Raw genomic sequence first — 410 nt, forward strand, 5'->3', positions numbered from 1 at the left:
GCAGCAGGGAGTTTATTCCAGCACCACACGCTGCACGGCTTTTTGCCAGCCAGCCAGCAGGGCCGTTCGCTGTGGCTCGCTCATGGTGGGTGTAAAGGTCGCGGTGCATTGCCACAAACGGGTAAATTCGTGGGTATCACCGTAGAGGCCGACAGCGCGTCCCGCCAGATACGCCGCTCCCAACGCGGTGGTTTCCAGCAGCGCCGGACGCAAGACTTCGGTATCCAGTACGTCGGCAAGAAATTGCAGCAACCAGTTGTTAGCCACCATACCGCCATCCACCCGCAATGACGTTGGCCGAATGCCTTCTTCTGCCATCACCGCAAACAGGTCGGCGGTCTGGTAACACACGGCTTCCAGTGCCGCCCGGGCCAGTTCGGCCTTGCCGGCCCCACGGGTCAGGCCAACAA

Annotated in this window: 1 protein-coding gene; it reads right to left on the reverse strand. The window is 61.5% G+C overall.

Annotated elements, in window-relative coordinates; all coding sequences use genetic code 11:
- Positions 1 to 12: 12 nt before the first annotated feature.
- On the reverse strand, positions 13 to 410 hold a 398-nt coding region (locus Q4563_RS16550; protein ID WP_303605264.1), incomplete at its 5' end, for an FGGY-family carbohydrate kinase.

Source organism: Gilvimarinus sp. 1_MG-2023 (assembly GCF_030548285.1).